Source organism: Thermotoga sp. 2812B (assembly GCF_000789335.1).
Classification (GTDB): domain Bacteria; phylum Thermotogota; class Thermotogae; order Thermotogales; family Thermotogaceae; genus Thermotoga; species Thermotoga maritima.
Window position 1 is genome coordinate 761,996 of the sequence record NZ_CP003408.1, and the last position, 19,921, is coordinate 781,916.

The window sequence follows — 19,921 nt, forward strand, 5'->3', positions numbered from 1 at the left end:
GGTGAAGCGTTGCCGACACTGTTAGAAGAATTCCTCAACGAAGTCGAGAAAATGCTCAAGAATCAGGTGAACACACGGAGAATTCACCAGCTCCTGAAGGAGCTGGATGATCCTTTACTGGAAAACAAAGACCTCGAGGAGAAACTTCAAGCTTTTCTTGACTACGTGAAAGAAATTCCCAACCTTCCGGAAGCAAGAAAAAGGTACAGAATCCAGAAATCTCTGGAAATGATAGAAAAGCTGAGAAGCTGGTTTCTCATAGACTATTTGGAATGTTCTGGAGAAGAAGTCGATCTCTCAACGGATATCCAGTACGCAAAAGGAGTGGGACCCAACAGAAAGAAGAAACTAAAAAAACTCGGAATAGAAACGCTGAGAGACCTCCTCGAGTTCTTCCCGAGGGATTACGAAGACAGAAGAAAGATCTTCAAACTGAACGATCTCCTTCCCGGTGAAAAGGTGACAACCCAGGGAAAGATCGTGAGCGTTGAGACAAAAAAATTCCAGAACATGAACATCTTGACTGCCGTTCTGTCTGACGGTTTGGTGCACGTTCCCTTGAAATGGTTCAACCAGGACTACCTCCAGACCTATCTGAAACAGCTCACTGGAAAAGAAGTTTTCGTGACCGGCACCGTGAAATCGAACGCGTACACGGGCCAGTACGAAATCCACAACGCCGAGGTAACACCGAAAGAGGGAGAATATGTAAGAAGGATACTTCCCATATACCGTTTGACCTCGGGAATTTCACAAAAACAAATGAGAAAGATCTTCGAGGAAAACATCCCATCACTCTGCTGTTCGTTGAAAGAAACCCTTCCAGAAAGGATTCTTGAGAAGAGAAAACTGCTTGGTGTGAAAGACGCGTACTACGGCATGCACTTTCCCAAAACCTTCTATCACCTCGAAAAGGCCCGAGAGAGACTGGCTTACGAAGAACTCTTCGTACTTCAGTTGGCTTTCCAGAAGATCAGAAAAGAGCGGGAAAAGCACGGAGGGATTCCAAAGAAAATAGAAGGAAAACTCGCAGAGGAGTTTATAAAGTCCCTTCCCTTCAAGCTGACAAATGCTCAAAAAAGAGCCCACCAGGAGATAAGAAACGATATGATCTCTGAAAAACCGATGAACAGGCTTCTTCAAGGAGATGTGGGTTCTGGAAAGACCGTCGTGGCACAGCTTGCCATACTCGACAACTACGAAGCGGGTTTCCAGACGGCCTTCATGGTGCCAACCTCGATCCTCGCGATCCAGCACTACAGAAGAACCGTCGAGAGTTTTTCGAAGTTCAACATCCACGTGGCACTCCTCATAGGAGCAACCACGCCCTCAGAGAAGGAGAAAATAAAATCCGGCCTCAGGAACGGTCAGATAGATGTGGTGATAGGAACACACGCACTGATACAGGAAGACGTTCATTTCAAGAACCTGGGACTGGTCATAATCGACGAACAGCACCGCTTCGGTGTGAAGCAAAGAGAAGCCCTCATGAACAAGGGAAAAATGGTGGACACACTGGTGATGAGTGCCACTCCCATTCCCAGAAGCATGGCCCTTGCCTTCTACGGGGACCTCGATGTCACAGTGATAGACGAGATGCCTCCTGGAAGGAAAGAAGTGCAGACCATGCTCGTTCCAATGGATAGAGTGAACGAAGTCTACGAGTTCGTGAGGCAAGAAGTGATGAGGGGAGGACAGGCTTTCATCGTTTATCCGCTCATCGAAGAGTCGGACAAACTGAACGTGAAGTCCGCTGTGGAGATGTACGAATACCTCTCGAAAGAAGTCTTCCCGGAGTTCAAACTGGGTCTCATGCACGGACGGCTTTCTCAGGAAGAAAAGGACAGAGTCATGTTAGAGTTCGCCGAAGGAAGGTACGACATCCTCGTTTCCACAACGGTTATAGAAGTCGGGATAGACGTTCCGAGAGCGAACGTGATGGTGATAGAAAACCCAGAGAGGTTTGGCCTCGCCCAGCTCCACCAGCTTCGTGGAAGAGTGGGAAGGGGAGGTCAGGAGGCTTACTGCTTCCTCGTTGTTGGAGACGTGGGAGAGGAGGCAATGGAGAGGCTGAGATTCTTCACACTCAACACAGATGGGTTCAAAATAGCCGAGTACGACCTGAAAACGAGGGGCCCTGGAGAGTTCTTCGGTGTGAAACAGCACGGTTTGAGCGGCTTCAAAGTGGCCGATCTATACAGAGATCTGAAACTCTTGGAGTGGGCAAGAGAAGACGTTCAGGAAATCGACGTGGAAGGAATAGAACTCCCGGAAGAGATAAAACTCATCGAAGTAGGTTGAGGAGCCTTTCGATCACCATCTTTTCCAGCCTGAACAATTTCTCATCAGTGAAATCTATGGCTTTCTCTTTCAGCTTCACTTCGTCGAGTATCTTTGAAGGCCTTCCCGATAGGAGAAAGATCCTTTCCGACAGAAAAACAGCCTCCTTCACGTTGTGTGTCACAAAAACGATGGAGAACCTCCTCTTCTGCCATAAATCAACCAGCAAATCCATCACCTTCATCTTTGTCTTCAAGTCCAGTGCGTCGAAAGGTTCGTCGAGAAGGAGAAGATCAGGATCCACAAGGAGTGCCCTCACAAAGTTTACCCTCTGTTTCATTCCCTCGCTGAGTTGCCATGGATAGTGATTTTCAAAACCTTTCAGCTCCACTTTCTCGAGAAGGGATGCTATTCTGTCTGTATCTCTTCTGATCAACATCAAATTCTCCGTTATCGTTTTCCACGGAATCAGCCTGGGTTCCTGAAACACGTATCCGATTTTATCCGTGAAAACCTTCACCTTTCCCTGATAGTCTTCAAGACCTGATACAATCCTCAAAAAGGTTGTTTTTCCACAGCCAGACGGCCCAAGAAGAGCCACCCTTTCACCCTTACCAACTGAAAAACCCCAGTTTTCTATCACCTTAACACCGTTGAAGTCTTTCCTCAATCCTTCTACCTTCAGGATAACCTCCACTTCTTCCACACTCTCCTTGCGAGAACCTTCACAGATCTTTCAAAAGATATCCCCAGAACCACTGTGAAAATGGTGAGTGCGTACACCCGAGGAACGTCCACGTACTGCCGTGCCCAGGATATCAGAACTCCCAGTCCACTGTCACCGCAAAGGTACTCCCCCATAACAACCGCTTTCCACACGTTTCCAGAAGACACCTCCAGAATCGAGAGAACGAAGGGCCAGATCGAACCAAGATACACCTCCTTCAAAATCATCCTCCGCGGCACCCTGTAGACCTTCATCACTTCCAACAGCTTTCTGTCCACGCTTCTTACCCCGGAAACCGTTGTGAAAATGGCAACTGGAATGAGGGAAAGGGAAGAGATGACGACAGGACCCTGCCAGCCTATTCCCCAGAGAAAGATCACAACGACGAGCCAGGAAACAACGGGTACCGCCTGCACCACCGTGACCAAAGGACGTAGAAATTCGTACACCCTGTCGCTGATACCCATGAAGAAACCAACGGGAAGTCCCACAGCGATGACGATGAAAGTGGAAACGAGGCCCTTCAAGAGTGTGCTCAAAAGGGCCTCGAAGGTTTCACGATTCAACATTTTAATAAAGACTTTGAAGGTTTCCACAGGACCCGGCAATATGAGAGAAGATGGGAAAAGAAAGTGCAAAAGGTACCACGCTATCAGAACAAGAAGTATTCCAAAAACCGCTCTCATTTCCAGTAGAATCCTTCGTCTGGTATCTTTTCAAACCCTTCGGGATAGAGTTCGTTCAGCTTTTTCAGAAAGGTCTCGACTTCCTCTCTGCATTTTTCAACAGGTACATATTCGAACTCTATTCTCTCCAGTGACGATTTCAGAATCTTTGCGGGAATACCCAATTTTTCAGAAGAAAGTTGAACGGTTTCATCAAGATTTTCTTTCATCCACCTGATAGAATCTATGAGGGCTTTCTCTACTTTTTCAACGGTTTCTTTGTCCACACCTTCCCTCACGAACAGACCGGCAATCGGAATCCTTCCGGGTACTCCCAGTTCCTTTCCCCACTCTTTCTGAAAATCTAGAACCACTTTTCCCCTGTCAAGACACATGGAAACGAATGGTTCGGGAAGAGCCGCGTACTTCACCTTTCCTGATTTGAAGAGTGCGACTATTTCCTGGGGAGGTGCGTAGAGTATCTTCACATCTCTGTCGAGAGTGAGTCCTGCTTTTGATAAAAAGTACCTCATCAGAACATCCACCGTCTGTCCTCTTCCGTGAGGTGTGTAAACTTCCTGCCCTCGAAGACTCTCCCATCCATCAAAGGTAGCATCATCAGATGCAACAAGATAGAACACCTTCCACTCGTGTACACCCACGAGTTTTATCCTTACTCCCTTTCCGTATAGATTCGCACCAACGGTCACGGGAAGGACAGCAAAATCAACCTCTTTTGAAACTATCTTCGCAACCGCTTCCTCTGGATTTTTCCAGATTTCGATCTTCACATCCGTCGGTATCTTCCCGTTCATGATAGGAACAACGGGTATCAATGCAGGCCCGAATGGATTCAAAAGTGTTTCTCCGAAAAGAATGGATATCGTCAGGAGCAAAACCACGATCGTTACTTTCTTCATCTAATCACCTCCTGAAAAAGAAAGGGAGGGTTTCCCCTCCCTGTTTATTTTACCGCAATTCTTTTCTTCCTTGATCTGTCTTCGTAGTAGGTGTGAAGCAGCTCGTGAGCTTTGTGACTGAGCGGATGTTCGAGGTACTCTTCGTACAGCTTCTTTATGGCAGGGTTCTCGTGGGACTTCCTCAGAGTCATTCTCTCGTCGATGGTGTAGATGGCTTCCGCCCTCTTTCTGAGGATCTCCGGATCTCTGCTGTAGGGCTGACCTCCTCCACCGATACATCCGCCGGGACACGCCATCACTTCAACGAAATGATACTTCACTTCTCTTCTCAGAATCTTCTCCACCAGATTTCTCACGTTGGCTGTACCGTGAACCACAGCGATCCTTATCTTTTTACCATCCAGATCTATTTCGGCTTCCCTGACACCTTTGAGTCCTCTCACCTCTTCAAAAACGATCTTCGGTAGCGTCTTTCCCGTTTTGAGTTCGTACGCAGTTCTCAAAGCAGCCTCCATCACACCACCTGTAACGCCAAAGAGTGCCGCCGCTCCCGTAGAGATTCCAAGCGGTGCGTCGTATTCTTCCTCTGGAAGGTTTGCAAACGGTATCTTCTTCATCCTTATGAGCTTCCCAAGTTCCCTTGTGGTGAGAACAACATCCACCGCTGGAACACCGTTCACCATGAGCTGTTTTCTCAGAGCCTCGTCCTTTTTCGCGGTACAGGGCATGATGGACACGTGGAAAATGTCTTCCGGTTTCACTCCGAGTTTTTCCGCGAAGTAGGTCTTCACCATAGCGGAGAGCATTCCCTGTGGAGACTTGGCAGAGGAAAGCCTCGTTCTGAGTTCGGGATAAACCTTTTCCACAAGGTTCACCCAACCAGGACAACAGGAAGTGAACATGGGGAGGTCTTCAAGGTCGCCTTTTTCGAGTCTTTCGAGAAATTCACTTCCTTCTTCCATTATGGTAAGGTCTGCCCCAAAGTTCGTGTCGAAGACGTAATCGAAGCCGAGTCTTCTGAGAGCAGCAACCATCTGACCGGTAGAAATGGTACCGGGAGCGTATCCAAATTCCTCGCCAATTGCCACTCTCACCGATGGTGCGGTTTGAACAACGAGGATCTTTTCTTTCTTCTCCAGTTCCTCCAGAACAACCTTTACCGCCGAATTTTCGACTATAGCACCCGTCGGACAGAACGCAGCGCACTGGCCGCAACCTATACAATCTGTTTCATAAACAGGCATGTCGAAAGGAGTGCCGGGATAAGTTCTGTGGCCCCTCTCCACCATAGAGTAGATGTGCATTCCCTGAAGTTCGGAACATGCTCTAACACAGCGCTGGCATTTGATACATTTGGAAAGATCTCTGACTATAGCAGGGCTGCTCCTGTCGACCAACCCTTCTTTAGTACCGTATCCGAAAATGGGTTCCACATCGTACTTGTAGATCAGATCCTGGAACTCACACCTTCCATTCGCTTCACACGTCATACAATCGTTGGGATGTTCAGAGAGAAGAAGCGCGAGGTTGAACTTCCTGGCTGTTTTTACCCTGTCAGAGGAGGTCTTTATCACCATACCATCTCTCACTTTTGTCACACACGCAGGTTGAAGATTCCTCGCTCCTTCCACCTCAACGACACAGACTCTACACGCACCTATTGATTCCCCGAGTCTTGGATGGTGACACAGGGCCGGAATCTCTATTCCCGCCTTTTCACAGGCTTCAATGACCGTCAAGTTGTCAGGTACCGTAAGCGTTCTACCATTTATAACAACCGTCACGTCCGCCAAGGCAAAGCACCTCCTCACAGAATTGGTTTCACCATTTTGTGATAAATTTCTCAAATTATTTTTAAAAAACCTCCTCATTGGGATATATTACCACAACTACTCGGAAGTTTTTCTATGCTTCAAGGAACTGATACTTTCTGAAATGGCCCGCGCTCTTTTTTCTCCTATTCCCTCGACTTTCTTCAAGTCCTCAACAGAAGCTTTGCTGATCTGATCGAGTGTTTTGAACATTCTGACCACGTTGTATCCTATGCTGAGCGGAATCCTCGCCACTGTTTTAAGGAGTCTGTAGCCTCTTGCGGAAACAAGTACATCGTCCAACTGTGCGGCTTGCTGCACATCGTATCCCAAAACTCTGGAAATCGAAATGGGAGACGGTTCTCTCCTTGTGATGAAATCCTGCAAGATATTTTGAGCCGTTTCTTCTTCCACCTCTTCGGAAGAGTAATCCATTATGAGAAGAACCAGAAGGTCGTCCACGTCTTCCGTCAACTCCCTGAGCTGCATCCTTGCGAGTCTTCCTTCCTCACCGAGCTCTACTATGTAGGGTCTTATCTCCTCTACTATCCTCAAAAGCTCGAACCCTTTTGCCAGTGTCCTCACCACGTCAGCGAGAGTGACTCTGTTCTCCAGTTCCAGAACTTCAAGTTCCGAAAGAAGTTTGTTGAAATTGTCCTTGTATTTTTCCAGAGTGCTGATCGCCTGCGTCACTTTCGATATGAGAAAATCCACCTGGTTCACAACGTACTTGTAATTTTTATAGTAGAGTGAGATGATATTCCTCCTTCTTGAAACTGCTATCACGACTTTTCCCGTTTGTTTCGCCAGCCTTTCTGCCGTTCTGTGTCTTGTACCGGTTTCTCCTGTTGGTATCGTAGGATCCGGCACAAGATGAACATTCGCGTAGTATATCTTTGTGATATCCTCAGAAAGAACTATCGCACCATCCATTTTTGAAAGCTCGTACAGTTTCTCCGCCGAGAAATCGGTGTCCAGCCAGAATCCCCCTTGGATAACATCTTCGTATTTTTTTGGATCATCAACAAGAAAAATAAGCGCACCAAAGTTGGCATTGATTATGTCATCCAGTGCTTTTCTCAACTCCGTTCCCGGTGATATGAGTTTTATCTTTTCAATCAGCTCCTGGGGTACCAAGGATTTCACCCCCAATTATAGAGACGGCCTCTTTGAGGTCACGCACCTCAAAAACTCCTTTTTGCTCTTCTTCGATCGGAGGAACTATTATCCTTCCAGAACTCTTCAAAGAGTTCAATCTTCTATTAATATTGTAAACCTTCCTCACCCTTCCATCCAAACCAATTTCGCCAACGGCCGCCGTGTTGTGCAGGGAAACTTCCAGATAGGAAGACACAATGGAAAGCGCTATCGCAAGATCCGCTGCGGGATCCGTTACTCTGAGTCCCCCTACAACGTTGACATAAACATCGTGTGTTTCTATGGGAAGCTTCAGATATTTACTGATCACGGCAATCAAAAGCATCACTCTGTTCACATCTACGCCTTTACACACCCTCTTGGGAGAGAACGTTCTGTTCTTGGAGACGAGTGCCTGTATCTGCACAACAAAGGGCTTCGTGCCTTCAAAAACACACGTGAGGACATTTCCTGGAAGATCCGCATCTCCTTCAGTAAAGGAAGGATTCTCCACCTGGACGAAACCGTTTTCTTTGAGCTCAAAGACCGCCACTTCGTCGGAAGGTCCGAATCTGTTCTTTGTAATCTTCAAGAGTCTCAATCCTGTACGTCTGTCCCCTTCAAAATACGCCACGGTGTCCACCATGTGTTCCACCAGTTTCGGTCCTGCTATTTCCCCTTCTTTCGTCACATGTCCCACCAGGAGAACTGGCACACCTCTTCTCTTCGCGAAGTCGATCGTTTTCATCGTCACGTTTTTTACCTGAGAGATGCTTCCAGGACTGCTTCCAAGATCCGAAGAAAAAACCGTTTGAATAGAGTCAACCACCATAAAACTCACTCTTTTGTTTTGTAGAGAAGATATTATTTCATCGATGTCGTTCTCCAAGGTCAAAAGGATGTCCTTTTTCCTCTTCAACAGAAGCCTGTCCGCCCTCAATTTCAACTGCTGAGGGGATTCTTCACCGGAAACGTAAACAACCAGTCCTCTTTCAGCGAACCTTTCAGCGATTTGAAGCGCTATCGTGCTCTTTCCTATCCCGGGTTCACCGGAGAGCAGGATCACCTGTCCGGGGACAATTCCTCCCCTGAAAGCCCTGTCCAGTTCTGAAAAGCCAGTGGATAGCCTTTCAAGGGAAATTTCTCCAGCGTCTTCTAAATTTAAAAACAGGGAGGGGCTCCCCTCCCTGTTTTTTCTTCTTTGAACCTCTTCTGCTGTATCGTATTCACCGCACTGAGGGCACCTTCCGAACCATTTTGGAGAAACGTAGCCGCAGTTGGAACAGACGAACTTCTTCACTGGACCACCTTCTCCTTCTTTTCACCCTTTCTGGTGAATCGAAGAGCATCTTTGCGAGCCCTACAGACGATCGTATCTCCTTCGTTGAACTTGCCTCTCAGGATCTCCTCAGAGAGAGGATCTTCCACGTATCTTTGTATGGCCCTCTTCAGAGGTCTTGCTCCGTACACCGGATCGAATCCTTTTTCGACCAGGAACTCTTTTGCACTCTTTGTCAGTACAAGCTTCATGTTCTTCTCCGAGAGTCTCTTTCTGAGGTCTCTCAAGAGTATGTCGATGATCTGTTCGATGTGTTCCTTCTTCAACGGATGGAATATGATCGTTTCATCGATCCTGTTCAGGAACTCAGGTCTGAACGTTCTTTTCACCTCTTCCAGAACGAGATCCTTTATTTTCTCGAATTCCTTCTCTTCGTTGTTGTCACCCACAAACCCAAGAGTTCTCTTGGATTTGTTGATGTAAGAGCTTCCGATGTTGCTGGTCATGATGATGATCGTGTTCCTGAAATCAACTTCACGTCCCTGGGAATCCGTGAGTCTTCCATCGTCCATTATCTGGAGCAGTATGTTGAACACGTCCGGATGTGCTTTCTCTATTTCGTCGAACAGGATCACCGAGAACGGTCTTCTTCTCACTTTTTCCGTGAGAGTACCTCCCTCTTCGTAACCCACATATCCTGGAGGTGCTCCTATGAGCCTCGAAACGGAGAACCTCTCCATGTATTCGCTCATGTCGAACCTGATGAGGGCCCTTTCATCCCCGAACAGGTACTCTGCGAGCGCCTTTGCAAGCTCTGTCTTTCCAACACCCGTTGGACCGAGGAACAGGAACACACCTATCGGCCTTCTTGGATCCTTCAAACCGCTTCTTGCTCTTCTTATGGCCCTGGCTACAGCTTTTATGGCTTCGTCCTGAGCAACGATTCTCTGGTGGAGAGCCTCTTCGAGATTGAGAAGCTTTTCGACTTCTGTTTCCTCGATCTTTCTGAGAGGAACACCCGTCCAGGAAGACACCACTTCAGCCACGTCGTCTACATCCACCTTTACCACAGCTGTTTCTGCGCGTCTTCTCCACTCTGCGTACCTTTTTCTGTATTCCGCCTCCAGCTCCATCTCTTCTTCTTTCAGTTGTGCAGCCTTTTCGTAATCCTGGTTCAGAACAGCGAGCTCCTTATCGCTTCTTATTCTTTCCAGTTCTAGCTTCATATCCTTCAGTTCTGGAGGAAGCACGAACACCTTCAATCTCGCTCTGGCACCTGCCTCGTCTATCACATCGATCGCCTTGTCAGGTAGATAGTGATCGGTTATGTATCTCTTGGAAAGGTAAACGGCCGCCTCCAGAGCCTTGTCGGTATAAATCACTTTATGATGCGCTTCGTATTTTCTCTTCAAACCTTTCAATATTTCGAGCGTTTCTTCCTCAGTTGGTTCTTTCACATATATCTTCTGAAACCTTCTCTCCAGAGCCGCATCCTTTTCAATGTACCTTCTGTATTCGTCCGGTGTGGTGGCACCTATACAGCTTATCTCTCCACGTGCGAGAGCAGGCTTCAAAATGTTCGCAGCATCGATTGCTCCCTCAGCCGATCCAGCACCAACTATGGTGTGTATCTCGTCTATGAAGAGGATAATGTTCTTATCCTTGGTCACGATCTGAAGGAGCTTCTTCATCCTCTTTTCGAATTCACCTCTGTATTTGGTTCCCGCAACCAGCGCTGCCACGTCAAGAGAGAAGATCACCTTGTTTTTCAAGATCTCGGGCACATCTCCAGCGACTATCCTCTGAGCCAGACCTTCGACTATCGCTGTCTTTCCAACTCCAGGATCTCCTATGAGAACAGGATTGTTTTTCTTCCTTCTGACGAGGACCTGCATCACTCTCTCTATTTCTTCTTCTCTTCCAATAACTGGGTCGAGTTCTTTCTTAGCTGCAAGTTCTGTGAGATTCACACCGAAGCCTTCAAGTTGCTTCACGCTTCTGTAAGTGTAATCCTCCTCTTCCTCATACTCCAGATTTTTGTTCGAGGAGTAGGAGTAGATATCTATGATCTCTCTTCTCAGAGTAGCGATATCTACTCCGAGTTTCCTCAGAATGTGTATTGCAATCCCTTCTCCCTCTCTCAGAATACCAAGGAGAAGGTGCTCCGGGTTTATCTTGTCACTTCCAAGAATCTTCGCCTCTTCGTATGCGAGTTCAGTCACTCTTTTGGCTCTTGGAGTCATCTGAGGAGAAGGGACAAAGCCTCTCATCCCCATGCCAACCATGGAGATGATCTCGGATCTCACCTTGGAGTACGAGGCTCCCATTTCTTCCAGGAGTTCGACGGCCGGGCTTCTATCTACTTTTAGAATTGCAAGCAGAAGGTGCTCCGTTCCGACGTACGAATGCCCGAGTTCTTTTGCCTCCTCCTGGGCTGTTACAAATATCTGAGCTGTCTTCTCCGAGAACTTATCAAACATAGTATCACCTCCGGGTCTTCCAATTTCATTATATCACCCTTATGGACATAACATCTTTCAGAAATGTTCAAAGTTCTCTCAGAAGTAAAGCAAAAGGTAACAATTAGATTCACCGAATTCGATTTTTCGTACGGATCTACAACCGGTGAAATATCCATGATACAATTTAATCGAACCGAATTTAAACGACACTTTTCTCGAAAGGAGGGAAAAAAATGAAGTGTACCAAGTGTGGAAAACCCGCCTCGGTTAAGTTGAGACACTACAACATAAAGCTCTGCAAAGAACACTTCAACGAATTCATAGAACAAAGGGTGGAGAAAGCGATAAAAAAGTTCAAAATGTTCGGCAGAAATTCGAAAATATTGATAGCTGTTTCCGGTGGAAAGGACAGTGTTTCCCTGTGGCACATGTTGAAAAAACTTGGCTACGAGGTGGACGCACTATTCATCAGAGCCGGAAAAAGCGGAATGGTTCAGAAAGCTCAGGAAATCGTTGAAAAAAACGCAGAGCTTCTCAACACTAAACTTCACATAGTCGATGCAACGGAATACTTCGGAGGCCTTTCCACTCAGGAAATCTCCATTATGTTGAGGAGACCTGTTTGTTCTATTTGTGGGGTCGTGAGAAGGTATCTCATGAACAAATTTGCCTACGAAAACGGTTACGATGTGGTGGTCACGGGGCACAACCTGAACGATGAGGCGTCCGTTTTGCTGGGAAACATCCTTCACTGGCAGGAAGGATATCTGGAGAGACAGTGGCCGCTCCTTCCAAAAACCCATGAAAAACTCGTTCCAAAGGCCAAACCACTCGTTTTGAACTACGAAGAAGACATAAAACTGTACGCAACTCTGAACGAGATACCACACCTCGAGATGGCCTGTCCATTCTCCGTGGGAGCAACTTCACTCGTATACAAAAAGATCCTGCGGGAACTCGAAGAAGAACAACCCGGAATCACTCTGAATTTTTATCTTGGATTTTTGAAAAGAAAAAAAGAGCCAAAATTCGAAGTGGAAGGACTCAGGGAATGCAAAGAATGTGGTTATCCAACGACGGCAGAGGTGTGTTCCTTCTGCAGACTCAGAAAGCAGGTAGAGAAAAGGAAAAACAAAACCCCCGCATAAGCGGGGGATCATTTTTTGTACTTTGTGATCTCTCTAAGAAACGCGTGTCTTTTCCTTTTGTCTTCCTCACCTTCCACACCCTTGGGTGAGTACCCGTCAACCACTCCGAGGACCGCTCTTCCCTGAGAAGTGATACCAACGATCACCTGTAAAGGATTCGCTGTTGCCGTGTATATCCTGCATACCTCCTGAACGTTTTTGATCTGGTTCAGGATGTTGATGGGGTAACCACCCCTTATGTAGATCACAAAGGTGTGGCCGGCACCTATCTTTTTTGCCGTCTCGATCGCCTGATTCACTAACTCTTCGTCGTTTCCTTCGTACCTGATGAGACATGGCCCACTCGCTTCGTTGAAGGCTATACCGAACTTGAGGTTTGGATTCGTTGTCACCATCACCTCGTACAGATCCTCAACCGTCTTGATAAAATGAGAATGTCCCAGAATAATATTGGCATTTTCTGGAATGGACACGTCCACGACCTCGAGCTGTACACTCACGCTTTCACCTCCCAGGAATATTCTAACACCAGGAGGTGGGGAAATGATCGCAGTGCTGGATATGGGAACCAACTCCTTCATTCTCCTTGTCGTTTCGGAGAAAGGAGAGACCATTCTTGAAGAGGTCCACGAAGTCGGAATAGCCTCCGGAAACCTCGAGAAGGCGAAAGAAGTGTTCAAAGAATGTGTGGAAAAAGCTGAAAAAATGGGGGCGGAACTTCACATATTTGGAACGGCATTTTTTAGGAAGCATCCCGACATTTTCCAACAGATAACAGGGGGCAGGGGAGAGATTTTACCGGAGGAAAAGGAAGCGTACTATTCTTATATTTCTGTAGCGAAAGATTTCGGGAAAAAGGATATCCTGGTGGCCGACCTCGGTGGAGGTAGCCTCGAACTCGCCTGGAAAGATGGATACGTGAGTTTAGAACTTGGAACACACGTTCTGAATCGCACTTTTTCCCTAACACTTCCCTACATCGAGCCGGTGGACGGAATAGTTGAGTACGTGATGAAGAGACTTCCCGAGGTAAAAAAGGACGAGCTTTTTGGAGTTGGGGGAAGTTTTGTCGCGCTCGCTGCATTGATGAAGGGGAAATGGGATCTAGAAATTCTTCACGGAAGCGTCTTAAAATTAGAAGAGGTTGAAAAACTCGTGGACAAGATCAAAAGGATGAGCTTTGAAGACGTGAAGAACTTGAAAGTGCTTCCTGAAGGACGAGAGAAGACAATACTCGCAGGAGGAATCGTGACCATTGCTCTTTTGAGAAAATATTCGCCGAGGATGACGGTGAGCACCAGGGGTTACAGATACGGAATAGTGTGGGAGATCCTTGAAAAAAGATGGCGTGCCCGGGGGGATTCGAACCCCCAACCTCCAGATCCGCAGTCTGGCGCTCTATCCAACTGAGCTACGGGCACATATATAAAAAACTGGCGGAGAGGGTGGGATTCGAACCCACGGTGGGGAAACCCCCACACTTGCTTAGCAGGCAAGCGCCTTAGGCCGCTCGGCCACCTCTCCACCTGCCATTTATTATAGCAACATATCCAGAAATATTCAAGGGGAGGAAAGATCGTGTTTGTTCTAAAGAACGTGAAATACAAGGATATATTGAACATCGAGGAACTCCACATACCGGCCAGAAAAATTACCGTTATTACAGGAAAGAGCGGTACGGGAAAAACAACTCTTCTAAAGATGCTGAACAAACTGATTTCACCGGATAGTGGAGAAATTTTCTTCAAGGGCACACCGTTGACGGAGATCGACTCGGTTGAACTCAGAAGGAAAGTGGTGATGCTTCCTCAGTTTCCCGTTGTGTTTCCCGGCAACGTGAAGGAGAATCTCCTCATGGGCCTGAAATTTTCTGGAAAAAAGATTCCACATGATGAAGAGTTGAGAAAAATCCTAAAGTTCGTCATGCTCGAAAAAGACCTGAACGATGATCCAGAAAAGTTCTCCGGCGGTGAAAAACAGCGTCTCGCTCTGGCAAGGGTTCTTCTCATGGATCCTGAGGTGTTGCTCCTCGATGAACCCACTTCCTCTCTGGACGAAAAAACCGGCATTGAAATCATCAAAAAAGTGTCCAACTTTGCAAAAAGTCGGGGAAAAACGCTTGTCATGGTGACTCATAACCCGGAATTGAGAAAATTCGCAGACGTGTTGATCGAACTCAAAAACGGGAGGGTTTTGTGATGGGACCAGTTGATATCGGTCTGATACAGCTTTTGAGCGCCTACATTTTCGTTGTGGTTCTGATGCTCATACTGAGAATAAGAAGAATACCGCGAGAAAAGGAAGTTCTGGTGGCATCTATCAGGATGACTTTCCAGCTGGTGATGGCAGGATTTGTACTGAGTTACATACTCGATCACCCTTCACCTCTCTACACAATTCTGGCAGTTCTCGTTATGGAGATCTTCGCCATCTACAACGTTTACAAAAGGGCAAGGCTCTCTCTTCCTGCAAGGGTGAAAAAACGTCTGGAGCTCTTCATAGCGATCTCTGTGAGCACAGGAACGCTTCTCAGTCTCGTGTACTTTCTGTACGTGGTAGTCAGGATCTCTCCCTGGTTCGATCCGAGGTACGTGATCCCTCTTGCGGGTATGATCATCGGAAACTCCATGACCGGTGTTTCACTCGGAGTGAAGACACTCTCTGAGTCAATAACGATTCAAAAAGATATTGTGGAAGCCGCTTTGATGCTGGGTGCAAGGCCAAAAGATGCTGTGAGAATGTTCAGTGACAGGGCGTTCGATTCGGCGATACTGCCAACTCTCAACTCCATGATTGGTATGGGTATCGTGTTCCTCCCCGGGATGATGACGGGACAGATCCTCTCTGGAGCCTCTCCGATCACTGCGATAAAGTATCAGATCGCAATAATGCTTGGAATACTTGGTGGAGTCACGATCAGTGTGAGCGTGTTTCTCTATCTGGGATACAAAGCTTTCTTCAACAGAGAAAATCAGCTGATCGTTTGAGAACTTCAAAACTCACACGTTGTATATCCCACTTGACGTTCCCAAAGAGTTATGATAATATTTTTAGTGCTTGGAGGGTCTTTGAAGGGCGGGTGTAGCTCAACTGGTAGAGCATCGGCCTTCCAAGCCGAGGGTTGCGGGTTCGAGTCCCGTCGCCCGCTCCAACGTTTCTGGTGCGCCCGTAGCTCAACAGGATAGAGCATCGGATTTCTAATCCGAGGGTTGCAGGTTCGAGTCCTGCCGGGCGCGCCATTTTTTTCGTGGTGACCATAGCTCAGTTGGTAGAGCGCCTGACTGTGGATCAGGTGGTCGCGGGTTCGAGTCCCGCTGGTCACCCCAGCGACGCGCCCGTAGCTCAACTGGATAGAGCGTCGGACTTCGGATCCGATGGTTGCGGGTTCGAGTCCTGCCGGGCGCGCCACTCGAAAACCAATAAACCAATGTCGTTGAAGGGCATAGAAGAACACTCACCGTAGAGGAGGTAGAAACACATGGAAGTACTCAAGGTTGCTTCTAATTCCAACCCCAACAAAGTCGCAGGAGCTCTCGCAGGAGTTATCAGAGAAAAAGGAAAGGCCGAGCTTCAGGCAATTGGAGCGGGTGCTGTTAACCAGGCCGTGAAGGCCATAGCCATCGCAAGGGGTTATCTTGCTCCAAGTGGAATCAACCTCGTTTGCGTTCCCGCTTTCGCGGAAGTTCAGATCAACGGAGAAACCAGAACGGCAATCAAGTTCATTGTCTTCCCGAAAGACTGAGTTTTCACAAGAAAAAGCAAACGAAATCCCCGCATTTGCGGGGATTTTTGTTTTTGCTAGCCAGCATTTTCACGGGATCCCGGAGATTCCTTGCCTCTCAAAACAAAAACAGGTGTATCAAGAATCTCTTTCACAACTCCGTTCACCCCGTACACTTCCCAGAACAGATCTGGTGTCAAAATCGATCTTTCACCGTCGCGTACAATCTTTCCATCCTTCATGAAAATGAACCTATCAGCAAATCGCAGAGCCAGGTTTATCTCATGCATCACGACTAGTGCCATCTTTCTTGATTTCACAAAATCTTGAACTATCTCCATGATCTCGATCTGATTCTTTGGGTCGAGATTGTTCGTTGGCTCGTCCAGCAAAAGTATCTCCGGCTCTTGAACGAGTGCCCTGGCAATACTCACCTTTTGAAGTTCGCCACCGCTCAAATTCTTCGCTCTCTGAAACACCAGATGTTGGAGATTCAATCGTTCTACCACCCTGTTTACAATCTCGATATCCTCTTTTGAGGGGCTTACGCTTACGTATGGTTTCCTCCCGAGAAGGATCAGATTGTAAACGTTCAACATTCCGGGATCGATTCTCTGTGGAACGTACCCTACTATCCTGGCCAGATCTCTTCTGGTGTATTGTTCGAGAGGTTTACTAAAAATCTCTACGCCCTGGCACTTCAGGATACCTGCTATGCACTTCAACAACGTGCTCTTTCCTGCACCGTTTGGCCCCAGGATAGCGATGAGTTCTCCCTTCTGCGCGCTGAAAGTGACATTATCTAGGATCTTTTTGTTTCTGTAACTGAACGAGAGATTTCTTATTCGAAGCATCTCTGTCACCTTTCTTCCCCGTGAAGGAGCAGATAGATGAAAAGAGGTGCCCCGAGAAAAGAAGTCACAATCCCCACAGGAAGAACTGTGGGAGATAGAAGAACGCGTGCCACAGTATCGGCCGATAACAGCAAAACACTACCACACAGCGCGGAAAGAGGAATCAAAAATCTGTAATCTTCTCCAAAGAGGATTCTCATCATGTGGGGTGCCAGCAGTCCTATGAAACCGATTATACCGACGAACGCCACACTGATGGCTGTCAGCAAAGTAGAGAGCACTACCAGAATCAATCTCACTTTTTCCACTTCAATCCCCGTCGACTTTGCGATTTCGTCTCCCACAACCATCGCATTGATATCCCACGCCTTCCAGAGGAAATAAGCGAAAACCGTCAAAAATATCACCAGAAGTATGAGGTTTTCTCTCCAGGTTGTCCTTCCAAGATCTCCAAAGCTCCAGTAAACCATCGTGGCGAGTTCCAGATCATCGGCAAAGTACTGGATCAACGTGGTGGCAGCCGTGAAGAGAGAACCCATGGCGACACCCATCAGCACTATAGCTTCTGGAGTGATTTCTTTTAGTTTTCCAATCAAAAGAATGACAAGAGAAGAACTCATCGCCCCAAGAAAAGCGAAGAGAGCGATGGTGTAGGGATTGTTCAGTGTGACACTACCAGTGCTCTCAGAATACCCTGCTCCCAGTGCGATGGCTAAGGAAGCACCGAACATAGCGCCATGAGATGTACCCGTTGTAAAGGGGCTGGCAAGAGGATTTTTCAAAACTCCCTGCATAACAGCTCCAGAGACCGCCAAAGAAGCACCAACGAGGATACCGGTGACTACTCTTGGAAATCTGACACTCCAGATCACAAGTTGCGCCTTCCTGTCACCCTTCCCCAGAAATGCGCCGATAATATCTTTGAGCGACAGAGAGTATCCACCATGTGATAGAGAATAGATCCCTACAAGCACCAGCAAAAATGATAAAAACAGAATCGTGAGAATTCTTCTCGCAACGTAATTCTTGTAAATCACCACGTTCCACGGAGGATCCTTCCTGAAGGAAGATCTATCTTTCCAAATCCTCCAAATTGCTCAGCCATCTCCCCGTAAACCCTTTTCCCGAGGAGGAATTCATAAATTTCATCCGCCTTTTCCTCTGGATCGATATCGGTAAAACGTTCGGGATAGAGAACCTTTCCGATGAAGTACGCATCGGCCAGAGCCGTTCCAATGTTGGTGGTGTAGTAATTGTAAGGGAGAATGCCGTAAACTTTTCCTCTTTTGACAGCACTCAAACTCTCGTAGAATTCTCTGTGTTTCGAATAATCGTCCAGTACGAGGCTCAAACCGTTTTCATCGATGAAAATGTACTCTGGATTCCAAACGAGTAGCTTCTCAGGATCTATGAATTTGTGTCCTTCTCCCAGTTCGTCCACAACGTTCCTCGCGTGTAGGACCACGAAAGGAGGATACTTCGCCTCCGTGCTATCGATTCCATGAGCTCCTTTGTATCCGATTCCACCAACGTAGACGGTAGGGCTTTCGACACCCTCAGATCGAGTTACGAGATCCTCCTGCGCTTTCCTTATGAAATCAACCACTTCATGGGCCCTTTCTTCTCTTCCAAGAATCTTTCCCGCCAGCTCGATCGATCTGAAGAGATCCTCGTCTTCAAATGTCCCCAGATTCCCATAACTGAGAACGACAACAGGAATCCCCGTTTTCTCCTGTATGTCCTTCGCCGTCTTCCTGTCAACGTACGTGATGAAGACAACGTCGGGTTGCAGGGTTATCAAAGACTCCAGATCTGGAAGCTTTCCCGGTCCTCCAGGACCAACACTCGGAAGTTTCTTGAGCTCCGGATACGCAAGTATGTATGGCCTCCCGTAAGGTCTGAGTTTCTCAAAGTCTTCCACACCGACAACCATATCGGTGGCTTTCAAATACGCAATCAACCTGAGCGCCCCGGGACCCACTGCCACGATTCGATTCACGTTCGAAGGAACCTCCACTTCTTTTCCAAGAAGATCTTTTATCACGATTCCTTCCGAAAACAACGCGACCGAGAGAATCAGAAAAACAGAGATAAAAACCTTGAATTTCATTTCTCTACACCTCCTCGAACCATCCAATTCTGGCGTTCTCTACGCAGTCTATTTTCGAAGAGTAGGGTTTGATATCGACAACGGGGGTTCCATCAACAGCGTCCAGTCCCTCTACAACCAGTTCCCTTCCCCTCACTTCTAAAAGTTTCACAACAGAAAAACCGATGGGATTCGGCCTGTGGGGAGAGCGTGTCGCGAAAACACCGTGCTCACGCTTGTCAAACGGTGGGATAGCGATCAATCTGTCTCTGTTCGCTCTGTCAAGCCAGTAAAGAACGATCAGATGTGTACACGTTTCGATGTCCTTCAGCCCTTCCTCGTATTCAGGAAAGAGTTCGATCGTGAATCTCTCCTGAGAAAATCTCCCCTGGAAAGGACACTCGGAGGGACTTTTGAAAGGAGATCTAATCACACCGATCTGTTTCAACAGAAACACATCCAACTCCCCCTTTAAATTAAAAAAATAACCCCCTGCACGCGCAGGGGCTTTTTGGTGGAGCCGATGGGACTTGAACCCACGACCTCTACCGTGCGAAGGTAGCGCTCTCCCAGCTGAGCTACGGCCCCACATCCGTGATTTATTATACTCGATCTCTTCTATTTATTCAAGTCCTATCCTGAGAGCCATTCCTGAAGACTTCGGTGATCTTTATAACTCTCAACATACCGCCTGCCCAGTCTTTCGTTTTGATTCATTTTATTAAATTCAGTATCAAACGAAACTGCTTTAACAAATGATAGTTTTCAACTGAATCAATTGACGAAATAACAGTCAATTATTGACATGTTACAAACTCATGTGTTAGA

17 protein-coding genes, 7 tRNA genes and 1 pseudogene are annotated in these 19,921 nt (G+C 47.2%); 10 read left to right on the forward strand and 15 right to left on the reverse strand.

All coding sequences use genetic code 11. The features are described 5' to 3' along the window. Window positions 1-9 precede the first annotated feature (9 nt). On the forward strand, window positions 10-2,301 hold the full coding sequence (gene recG / locus T2812B_RS03835) for an ATP-dependent DNA helicase RecG (RefSeq protein ID WP_008193905.1): 2,292 nt from the start codon (window positions 10-12) through the stop codon (window positions 2,299-2,301). Here recG and T2812B_RS03840 read toward each other — a convergent pair. The 7 genes from T2812B_RS03840 to T2812B_RS03870 all read right to left on the reverse strand — a co-directional run bounded on the left by T2812B_RS03840 (window position 2,285) and on the right by T2812B_RS03870 (window position 11,299). Further along, a complete protein-coding gene (locus T2812B_RS03840; RefSeq protein ID WP_004082871.1) occupies window positions 2,285-2,977 on the reverse strand; it encodes an ABC transporter ATP-binding protein in 693 nt (230 codons plus the stop codon). The genes recG and T2812B_RS03840 overlap by 17 nt on opposite strands. Further along, window positions 2,962-3,693: an ABC transporter permease gene (locus T2812B_RS03845; RefSeq protein ID WP_004082869.1), complete on the reverse strand. Its 732-nt coding sequence runs from the start codon at window positions 3,691-3,693 to the stop codon at window positions 2,962-2,964. Before T2812B_RS03845 ends, T2812B_RS03840 begins: the two co-directional genes overlap by 16 nt. Beyond that, the gene (locus T2812B_RS03850; RefSeq protein WP_008193911.1) at window positions 3,690-4,592 is read right to left on the reverse strand and encodes an ABC transporter substrate-binding protein; all 903 of its coding nucleotides are present in this window, start codon (window positions 4,590-4,592) and stop codon (window positions 3,690-3,692) included. The genes T2812B_RS03845 and T2812B_RS03850 overlap by 4 nt, the downstream gene beginning before the upstream one ends. A 44-nt stretch (window positions 4,593-4,636) precedes the next feature. Then, a complete protein-coding gene (locus T2812B_RS03855) occupies window positions 4,637-6,385 on the reverse strand; it encodes an NADH-dependent [FeFe] hydrogenase, group A6 (RefSeq protein ID WP_008193913.1) in 1,749 nt (582 codons plus the stop codon). 96 nt (window positions 6,386-6,481) lie between these two features. After that, a complete protein-coding gene (gene disA / locus T2812B_RS03860) occupies window positions 6,482-7,540 on the reverse strand; it encodes a DNA integrity scanning diadenylate cyclase DisA (RefSeq protein ID WP_004082863.1) in 1,059 nt (352 codons plus the stop codon). Further along, on the reverse strand, window positions 7,518-8,840 hold the full coding sequence (gene radA, locus T2812B_RS03865; protein WP_004082860.1) for a DNA repair protein RadA: 1,323 nt from the start codon (window positions 8,838-8,840) through the stop codon (window positions 7,518-7,520). Before radA ends, disA begins: the two co-directional genes overlap by 23 nt. After that, window positions 8,837-11,299: an ATP-dependent Clp protease ATP-binding subunit gene (locus T2812B_RS03870; RefSeq protein ID WP_004082850.1), complete on the reverse strand. Its 2,463-nt coding sequence runs from the start codon at window positions 11,297-11,299 to the stop codon at window positions 8,837-8,839. The genes radA and T2812B_RS03870 overlap by 4 nt, the downstream gene beginning before the upstream one ends. Before the next feature lie 215 nt (window positions 11,300-11,514). On the opposite strand from T2812B_RS03870, the gene ttuA reads away from it, so the two are divergent. After that, window positions 11,515-12,429, forward strand: a complete 915-nt coding sequence (gene ttuA / locus T2812B_RS03875) for a tRNA-5-methyluridine(54) 2-sulfurtransferase (RefSeq protein WP_004082849.1) — start codon at window positions 11,515-11,517, stop codon at window positions 12,427-12,429. 8 nt (window positions 12,430-12,437) lie between these two features. Here the strand turns inward: ttuA and T2812B_RS03880 are convergent, their stop codons facing one another. Then, entirely contained in the window at window positions 12,438-12,929 is a 492-nt protein-coding gene (locus T2812B_RS03880) for an adenosine-specific kinase (protein WP_004082847.1), read from the reverse strand. Between the two features lie 61 nt (window positions 12,930-12,990). Between T2812B_RS03880 and T2812B_RS09890 the strand changes: the two are divergent. Beyond that, window positions 12,991-13,758: pseudogene (locus tag T2812B_RS09890) on the forward strand (guanosine polyphosphate pyrophosphohydrolase); the annotation flags it as partial. 15 nt (window positions 13,759-13,773) lie between these two features. On the opposite strand, the gene T2812B_RS03885 reads toward T2812B_RS09890, so the two are convergent. Together T2812B_RS03885 and T2812B_RS03890 are read right to left on the reverse strand one after the other, a co-directional pair. Then, a tRNA-Arg gene (locus tag T2812B_RS03885) sits at window positions 13,774-13,850 on the reverse strand. Window positions 13,851-13,863: 13 nt separating this feature from the next. Further along, window positions 13,864-13,953: transfer RNA gene (locus T2812B_RS03890), tRNA-Ser, on the reverse strand. A gap of 54 nt (window positions 13,954-14,007) precedes the next feature. Between T2812B_RS03890 and T2812B_RS03895 the strand changes: the two genes are divergently transcribed. The 7 genes from T2812B_RS03895 (at window position 14,008) to T2812B_RS03925 (ending at window position 16,171) form a co-directional block, all read left to right on the forward strand. Continuing rightward, complete coding sequence (locus T2812B_RS03895) at window positions 14,008-14,628, forward strand: ATP-binding cassette domain-containing protein (protein ID WP_004082842.1); 621 nt, start codon at window positions 14,008-14,010, stop codon at window positions 14,626-14,628. Beyond that, entirely contained in the window at window positions 14,628-15,416 is a 789-nt protein-coding gene (fetB, locus tag T2812B_RS03900; RefSeq protein ID WP_004082840.1) for an iron export ABC transporter permease subunit FetB, read from the forward strand. The genes T2812B_RS03895 and fetB overlap by 1 nt, the downstream gene beginning before the upstream one ends. Before the next feature lie 88 nt (window positions 15,417-15,504). Beyond that, window positions 15,505-15,580, forward strand: a tRNA-Gly gene (locus tag T2812B_RS03905). 11 nt (window positions 15,581-15,591) lie between these two features. Beyond that, window positions 15,592-15,668, forward strand: a tRNA-Arg gene (locus T2812B_RS03910). An 11-nt stretch (window positions 15,669-15,679) separates the two neighbouring features. Then, a tRNA-His gene (locus T2812B_RS03915) sits at window positions 15,680-15,755 on the forward strand. Window positions 15,756-15,760: 5 nt separating this feature from the next. Next, window positions 15,761-15,837 (forward strand) — tRNA-Arg (locus T2812B_RS03920). Window positions 15,838-15,907: 70 nt separating this feature from the next. Next, the gene (locus tag T2812B_RS03925; protein WP_004082838.1) at window positions 15,908-16,171 is read left to right on the forward strand and encodes a stage V sporulation protein S; all 264 of its coding nucleotides are present in this window, start codon (window positions 15,908-15,910) and stop codon (window positions 16,169-16,171) included. 56 nt (window positions 16,172-16,227) lie between these two features. Here T2812B_RS03925 and T2812B_RS03930 read toward each other — a convergent pair whose 3' ends face one another. From T2812B_RS03930 to T2812B_RS03950, 5 genes are all read right to left on the reverse strand, one after another. Next, window positions 16,228-17,004, reverse strand: a complete 777-nt coding sequence (locus tag T2812B_RS03930; protein ID WP_010865069.1) for an ABC transporter ATP-binding protein — start codon at window positions 17,002-17,004, stop codon at window positions 16,228-16,230. A 5-nt stretch (window positions 17,005-17,009) separates the two neighbouring features. After that, window positions 17,010-18,044, reverse strand: coding sequence for an iron ABC transporter permease (locus tag T2812B_RS03935; RefSeq protein WP_008193921.1), 1,035 nt, complete (start codon window positions 18,042-18,044; stop codon window positions 17,010-17,012). Next, window positions 18,038-19,114 (reverse strand): iron ABC transporter substrate-binding protein, encoded by a 1,077-nt coding sequence (locus T2812B_RS03940; protein ID WP_008193923.1) that lies wholly within the window; start codon window positions 19,112-19,114, stop codon window positions 18,038-18,040. The genes T2812B_RS03935 and T2812B_RS03940 overlap by 7 nt, the downstream gene beginning before the upstream one ends. Window positions 19,115-19,118: 4 nt before the next feature. Then, entirely contained in the window at window positions 19,119-19,550 is a 432-nt protein-coding gene (gene tsaA / locus T2812B_RS03945) for a tRNA (N6-threonylcarbamoyladenosine(37)-N6)-methyltransferase TrmO (RefSeq protein ID WP_004082829.1), read from the reverse strand. 55 nt (window positions 19,551-19,605) lie between these two features. Next, a tRNA-Ala gene (locus T2812B_RS03950) sits at window positions 19,606-19,681 on the reverse strand. Window positions 19,682-19,921: the final 240 nt, after the last annotated feature.

Coding starts and splice junctions, on each gene's coding strand:
- T2812B_RS03845 (WP_004082869.1), bottom strand. CDS start 3,693: ATGAGAGCGGTTTTTGGAATACTTCTTGTTCTGATAGCGTGGTACCTT.
- T2812B_RS03850 (WP_008193911.1), bottom strand. CDS start 4,592: ATGAAGAAAGTAACGATCGTGGTTTTGCTCCTGACGATATCCATTCTT.
- T2812B_RS03870 (WP_004082850.1), bottom strand. CDS start 11,299: ATGTTTGATAAGTTCTCGGAGAAGACAGCTCAGATATTTGTAACAGCC.
- ttuA (WP_004082849.1), top strand. CDS start 11,515: ATGAAGTGTACCAAGTGTGGAAAACCCGCCTCGGTTAAGTTGAGACAC.
- fetB (WP_004082840.1), top strand. CDS start 14,628: ATGGGACCAGTTGATATCGGTCTGATACAGCTTTTGAGCGCCTACATT.
- T2812B_RS03925 (WP_004082838.1), top strand. CDS start 15,908: ATGGAAGTACTCAAGGTTGCTTCTAATTCCAACCCCAACAAAGTCGCA.
- T2812B_RS03930 (WP_010865069.1), bottom strand. CDS start 17,004: ATGCTTCGAATAAGAAATCTCTCGTTCAGTTACAGAAACAAAAAGATC.
- T2812B_RS03940 (WP_008193923.1), bottom strand. CDS start 19,114: ATGAAATTCAAGGTTTTTATCTCTGTTTTTCTGATTCTCTCGGTCGCG.